This is a genomic window from Nocardia sp. CC201C (assembly GCF_030010695.1).
In the GTDB taxonomy this organism is placed as follows: Bacteria; Actinomycetota; Actinomycetes; order Mycobacteriales; family Mycobacteriaceae; genus Nocardia; species Nocardia otitidiscaviarum.
Map to the genome: position 1 here is coordinate 1 of NZ_JASCXP010000456.1, position 5853 is coordinate 5853.

Annotated in this window: 9 protein-coding genes and 1 pseudogene; 8 read left to right on the forward strand and 2 right to left on the reverse strand. The window is 65.5% G+C overall.

Annotated elements, in window-relative coordinates; genetic code table 11:
• The 4 genes from QK444_RS31490 to QK444_RS31505 form a co-directional block, all read left to right on the forward strand.
• Positions 1 to 747: IS3 family transposase (locus QK444_RS31490; protein WP_282785714.1), on the forward strand; the 747-nt coding region annotated here is incomplete at its 5' end.
• A 364-nt stretch (positions 748 to 1111) separates the two neighbouring features.
• Complete coding sequence (locus QK444_RS31495) at positions 1112 to 1663, forward strand: hypothetical protein (RefSeq protein ID WP_282785715.1); 552 nt, start codon at positions 1112 to 1114, stop codon at positions 1661 to 1663.
• A gap of 247 nt (positions 1664 to 1910) precedes the next feature.
• Complete coding sequence (locus QK444_RS31500) at positions 1911 to 2108, forward strand: hypothetical protein (RefSeq protein ID WP_282785716.1); 198 nt, start codon at positions 1911 to 1913, stop codon at positions 2106 to 2108.
• Between the two features lie 113 nt (positions 2109 to 2221).
• Positions 2222 to 3100, forward strand: a complete 879-nt coding sequence (locus tag QK444_RS31505; protein ID WP_282785717.1) for an alpha/beta fold hydrolase — start codon at positions 2222 to 2224, stop codon at positions 3098 to 3100.
• A 16-nt stretch (positions 3101 to 3116) separates the two neighbouring features.
• On the opposite strand, the gene QK444_RS31510 is transcribed toward QK444_RS31505, so the two are convergent.
• The gene (locus tag QK444_RS31510) at positions 3117 to 3527 is read right to left on the reverse strand and encodes a RidA family protein (protein WP_282785718.1); all 411 of its coding nucleotides are present in this window, start codon (positions 3525 to 3527) and stop codon (positions 3117 to 3119) included.
• A gap of 78 nt (positions 3528 to 3605) precedes the next feature.
• Between QK444_RS31510 and QK444_RS31515 the strand changes: the two genes are divergently transcribed.
• Positions 3606 to 4028: a helix-turn-helix domain-containing protein gene (locus QK444_RS31515; RefSeq protein WP_282785719.1), complete on the forward strand. Its 423-nt coding sequence runs from the start codon at positions 3606 to 3608 to the stop codon at positions 4026 to 4028.
• A gap of 63 nt (positions 4029 to 4091) precedes the next feature.
• Positions 4092 to 4439: a DUF1330 domain-containing protein gene (locus tag QK444_RS31520; protein WP_282785720.1), complete on the forward strand. Its 348-nt coding sequence runs from the start codon at positions 4092 to 4094 to the stop codon at positions 4437 to 4439.
• A 99-nt stretch (positions 4440 to 4538) separates the two neighbouring features.
• Here the strand turns inward: QK444_RS31520 and QK444_RS31525 are convergent, their stop codons facing one another.
• Positions 4539 to 4745 (reverse strand): CsbD family protein, encoded by a 207-nt coding sequence (locus tag QK444_RS31525; protein WP_282785721.1) that lies wholly within the window; start codon positions 4743 to 4745, stop codon positions 4539 to 4541.
• Positions 4746 to 4910: 165 nt separating this feature from the next.
• Between QK444_RS31525 and QK444_RS31530 the strand changes: the two genes are divergently transcribed.
• Both QK444_RS31530 and QK444_RS31535 read left to right on the forward strand, forming a co-directional pair.
• Positions 4911 to 5477 carry a sigma-70 family RNA polymerase sigma factor gene (locus QK444_RS31530; RefSeq protein WP_282785722.1) on the forward strand — a complete coding sequence of 189 codons (567 nt, stop codon included), beginning with the start codon at positions 4911 to 4913 and terminating at the stop codon, positions 5475 to 5477.
• Positions 5468 to 5853 (forward strand): annotated as a pseudogene (locus QK444_RS31535) (Asp23/Gls24 family envelope stress response protein); the annotation flags it as partial. The gene QK444_RS31530 and the pseudogene QK444_RS31535, both read left to right, overlap by 10 nt.

Here is a 5853-nt window from a genome sequence, read left to right on the forward strand (position 1 = left end):
AAGGACACCCCGACCGATCCGGACGCCGGTTTGCGGGCCTGGCTGCGCTCCTACGCGGTCAAACACCAAGGCCACGGGTTCCGCCGTGCCTGGGCGGCGCTGCGGTTCGACGAGGGCAGCGATGTGAACATCAAGAAGGTCCACCGGCTCTGGCGTGAGGAGGGTCTGCAGGTTCGTGAACATCACCCGCGCAAACGGGCCGGGGTCTCCTCGGTTCCACCGGTGGAGGCGGATGCGCCGAAGGTGGTGTGGGCGTTGGATTTCCAGTTCGATTCCACCACCGACGGTCGGGCGGTGAAGATCGCGTCGATGATCGACGAACACACCCGTGAATCGCTGTTGCACGTGGTGGAACGCTCGATCACCGCCGAGCGACTCGTCGCCGAGCTGGACAGGGCATTCGCGGCGGCGGGAGGTCCACCGAGGGTGTTGCGGATGGACAACGGTCCGGAGTTCATTTCCGTTGCCCTGCAACAGTTCTGCACCGATCGGGTCGGGCTCTTCTACATCCCGCCCGGCACGCCCTGGAACAACGGGTTCGTCGAATCGTTCAACCGCCGGCTGCGGGCCGAGTGCCTCAACCGCAACCACTGGACCAGCCTGCTCGAGGCCCGGGTGGTGATCGGCGATTTCAAGGCCGACCATAACCATCGGCATCGGCATTCGGCGCTGGGCTACCTGACGCCGGCCGAGTACGCTGCGGCCTGCACCCACACCCACCACCCAGTGGGCTGCGGGACCAACTGAACACGGAACCTCGCCCTCGACGATTCCAGGGGGAAGGCAAAAGCGTTGGCGGGGATCGTGACTGCAATAACAGAAACTGATCCCGCCCGGGCGATACGGATCGCTGCACAGGCCGAAGCCCTCACCGACACCATCACCGACGAACAACCTTCACCGGCAATCTGTTTGCCGAGGACGGGGTTCACCACCCGGCGTCGCACAGCACCGGACAGATTACGAGCTCCTGCGTCGAGTATCCCATTGGACTGACGACGACATAGAGCGGGAACAATCAATATCTGCAGGTCATGAAGTTCACCCAAGTTACACGCTTGCAGAAGGGTTCTCAGAGATTCTGTTATATTTCGATTTCAAGGAGGCCTAGTTGGAGAAGGAAGATATTCCCCACTATCTTGAGATGTGGAAGAAGACAATTGAAGTGCAGCAGCATTTCAACGATATTGAATGGCGCATACGCGGACTCGCCATGACTGTTCTAACGTTTGCCTTCGGCGCCGCCGCAGTTGCCGCGAAGGACAGCACTGCAGTGAAGGTCTTTGGCCACTCGGTTCAACTGTCTTTTATTGTACTGTTCCTGGGATTTGTGTTATGGATGTCCTTCTATTTCGTCGACAAAGTCTGGTATCACCGCCTGCTGACTGGCGCCGTACAACACGGCCTCGATCTTGAGCAGCAACTCAGAACCCATCTTCCACAAGCGGGCCTGACCGGACAGATCGGGAAGAGTAGCCCGCAGGAGGTTCGGTTTTTCTTCGCATGGAAGAAGGAAGTGCACTCGACCGGGAAGCTCCGCCTCTTCTACACCATCGGGGGCGCAGCGCTGCTTATCGCGGCCATCGCACTCCAACTCGGATCGGACTCGCCCCCTTCTCATACACGGGCCGAGACACCAACGTCGATGGCCCGTCAATCATAGGATCGGCCACTACACCACACGATGCCCCTTCGAATCGTAGAAGAAGCCCGGAACCCGGTTCGCCGGCCTCAACGATGAGTCAGGAGTGTCGTAGGAATCGAAGGGTTCTCGACACAACGAGGGATGAACGTCGGTTCATTGTGCCGAGCACTCGCCGAAGTCGCTCGGACACAACAGAATCGGGTAGGTTGGGCGGCGCGTCCGGGCGTTCTCCGGCCGCCGTTTCCTGATACGCAAGGAGTTTCAGATGCGCGTACTGCGCGGAGTCCTCGTTGGTGCTGTTGTCGGCGCCGCGACCCTGGCCGGTGCGGGGGCCGCTGCCGCTGCCCCGCTGTCGCTCGAACCGCACGCTCCGGCGGCGACCGAGCAGATCGCGAACAACTGCCAGACCGTCATCCACCCGCTGGCGCAGTTCTCCTGCATCCTCAGCAGCCTGTCCGGCTAGGTGCGATGCGCGACCGGTCGCGGGGGACCGGTCGCACCCGTTCGTGTGGCGGAGGGTGATCGGATGCGCGAGAAGCCTTGGTAATCGAGGTGCAATCGACCAGCATGGTCGATATGGATGCCAGGGTGGCGCGGTTGTTGGATGCGCATGCGGCGGCTGGGCGGTATGTCGAGGTCGGTGGGGTGCGGACCTTTGTGCGGGATGTGGGGGCGGGGCCGAGTGTGCTGCTGCTGCACGGGGTTCCGGTGTCGAGCTATCTGTGGCGGCATGTGCTCGGGGAGTTGGCGGGGCGGGGGTTTCGGGGGATCGCGCCGGATCTGCCGGGGTTGGGGTTGTCGGAGCGGCCGGTGGAGTTCGATTACAGCTGGAGTGGGCTGGGGCGGCATGTGGGGGAACTGATTCGGGGGATGGGGTTGGAGCGGGTGCATCTGGTGGTGCACGACATCGGCGGGCCGGTGGGGTTCGAGGCGGTCGCGGCCGATCCCGGGCGGATCGCCTCGCTGACCGTATTGGATACCGTGGTGGCGGCGGCGTCGTTTCGGAAGCCATGGTCCATGCGGCCTTTCGAGGTACCCGGGGTGAATCGGATGTGGTTGGCGGGAGCGCGGGGGCCGGTCTTCCGTGCGCTCATGCGGCGCATCGGACTCGCCGCCGACACCTCGGTCACCGGCGCTGAGATCGACGTGCATCGGGCACTGCTGACCCGCGGAGACGGTGGACGGGCGTTCCTGCGGATCATGCGGTCGTTCGAGACGACACCGGAGAAGGAGCGCCTGTACCGAGGGGTGCTCGGTGCGGACGAATATCCGGTGCAGGTGGTGTGGGCTCGCGATGATCCGGCGCTGACCTTGACCAAGCATGGGCGGCAGGCGGCGGAGGCAGCCGGACTGGCGGCGCCGGACGTGGTGGCGGGCAGGCATTTCTTCCCCGAGGACAGCGCCTCCGCGATCGCCGACCGGATTGCCGCCCTGGTCGAGCGGGCGCAATCCTGAGATCGGCGAACGCGGGTCAGTCGAGCACGGCGTATGCCTCGACCTCGACGAGCACGTCGGGCTCGAAGAGGTAGTCGACGCCGATGGCCGAGACGGGCGGCAGCGGTCGGGGGATGCCGAGTTCGTCGGTGACGCGTTCGATGCCCGCGACGAACTCGTCGTACTTGTCGGGGGTCCATCCGGTGACGAAGAAGCGGAGGCGGACCACGTCGGCGAAGGTGGCCCCGGCACCGGCCAGGCCGCGCGCGGTATTGCGCAGGGCCTGTACGAGCTGTCCGGCCAGGTCACCGGGCGCCACCGGATTGCCGTCGGCGTCGCGGGCGATCTGGCCGGCGACGTGAATGTGGCGGGACCCGGTACCGATCGAGACGTGGTGGTACGGAACGGGCGTGAACATGCCGGGCGGGGTGAGCAGCTGCACTGTCACGGATGATCCCTTCATTGTCGGAGTAGGTATCCGATGTCTACCTGGTACTCGAAGGGAACTTCAACGAGACTAGGTGGCATGCAGGAAACCACCCCCTCCGGCACGGACGCCCCGCAGCTCACCGACCAGCACCGTGAGCTGCTCGATCAGATGCTGGACAAGTGGTCGCTGCAGATCATGGACGCCCTCTGCGGAAAGTCGCTGCGCTTCAACGAACTTCGCCGCGCCATCCCGGTGGTGACGCAGAAGTCGCTCACCACCGCCCTGCGCCGCCTGGAGCGCAACGGCATGGTCGAGCGCGTGGTGATCGGCACGCGGCCCGTCGCGGTCGAATACCGCATCACACCGCTGGGAAAGTCGTTGCAGGGCCTCATCGACGCCCTGCTGCACTGGGCGACCGTCACGCTGCCCGATGTGGAGCGCGCCCGCGCCCGCTTCGACGACGAGGTGCTGGCAGAGCACCAACGAGCGGGCACCGCGCGGCCGTTACCCGAAAGGTAATCGCTCCTAGGGCCATCCGCGTGCAACCATCGGTGAGACGAACAAGATCGACCGGAGGATGCCATGTCTGCCTACGTAATCGCCCATCTGCGTGATGCCACTCCACATCCGGATATCGCCGAGTACATTGAGCGGTTGCCGGGGACCTTCGCGGAGTTCGGGGGGCGCTACCTCGTGCACATGAAGGAGCATGAGGTGAAGGAGGGGAGTTGGCCCGGGCACGTGGTGATGATCGGGTTCCCGGGGATCGAGGAGGCGCGGGCGTGGTGGGATTCGCCCGCTTATCGGGAGATCGCGCCGCTGCGGTCGCGGCATATCGAGGGGGACATCATCATGGTGGAGGGGGTGCCCGCGGACTACTCGCCGACCGCGGCGGTGCGGGCCATCCGCGAGAGCCTGGCGGGCGGGTAGCGCGGCCGCCCGTTCGCCGGGATCGCACCGGCAGCCGTATCCGCGCATCGAGCCCCGCCCTTCCCGGGCGGGGCTCGATGCCGTGCACGGCTCGCCGGACTATTTCCCGAACGTGCCCTTCACCTTGTCCACGACGTCGCCGACCGCGTCCTTGATGTCCTCGGCGGCGTCCTTCAGCCCGGCGGAGAGCTGGTCGGCCTTGCCCTCGCCGCGCAGTTCGTCGTCACCGGTCACGTCACCGGCGGCTTCCTTGGCCTTGCCGGTGAGGTCCTCGGCCTTGTTGCTGATCTTGTCACTCAGAGACATCGAAACCTCCGTATCGAGTGTTTGTGCCCGGATTCAGGCACCGATATGAGGACACTGGAGGCACGGGAACGTCACTCGGCTAACGATGAGACAACGGTCACGGATACTGGAGCGTGATGTTTTCGAGATAGCCGTGTCCTGATTGGTGAACGGTGAGGAGGCGTGGTGACCCCGACGGATGCGGCACATGCGGCAGAACTCGACGATGCCACCCTGGTGAGTCGGGCGCGGGACGGCGATGTTCGTGCCTACGAACAGCTAGTCCTGCGCTATCAGGGGCCGATGTTCCGGTTGGCGGCGAAGATGCTGGCGGACCGGAGCGAGGCCGAGGATGTCGTGCAGGAGGTCTTCCTGACGGCGTGGCGACGGATCGGTCAGCTACACGACGATGCCGCGTTCGCGGGGTGGCTGTACCGGGCGACCACGAACCGGTGCCTGAATGTGCTGCGGACCCGTCAGCCCGCGGCGGATGTGGATCCGGACAGCACGGTGTCACCACGTCACGACATCCGACCCGAGCACGCGGTGCAGGTGAACAGCCAATTGGAGGCGCTGACGGCGGCCTTGCAGCAACTGACGCCGGAGCAGCGGGCGTGCTGGCTGCTGCGGGAGGTGCACGGCCGCTCGTACGAGGAGATCGGCGACATCGTCGGTGCGAACGTCACGGCGGTCCGCGGGCGCATCGCCCGGGCCCGGGTGCAATTGGCGGAGGTGATGAAGGCATGGCGATGACGGATGTAACCGATACCGACGAGGACTATCTGCTGCCCTGTGGGCGCGGCATGGAACAGGTGTGGCGGCGGCTGGACGCCGTGCAGTCGGGCAACGCGGACGCGCACGAGGCGCGCTGCGCGGACTGCCGGGCGGCGCGGGAGAGTCTGCTGGCGCTGCGCGAGGCCACCCAGGAGCTGATCGACGAACCGGAACCGACACCGCCGGACCTGTTCGGCCGGATCATGTTCGCGGTGCGCGCCGAGGTGCGGCGCGGGCAGACGCTGGAGCTGCCCACCGACCTGCCGGGCACGGTGGAGGTGAGCGAGCAGGCGGTCGCGGTGGTGATCCGCTACGCCGCCGACAGCGTTCCGGGGGTGCGGGCGCGGCGGTGCCG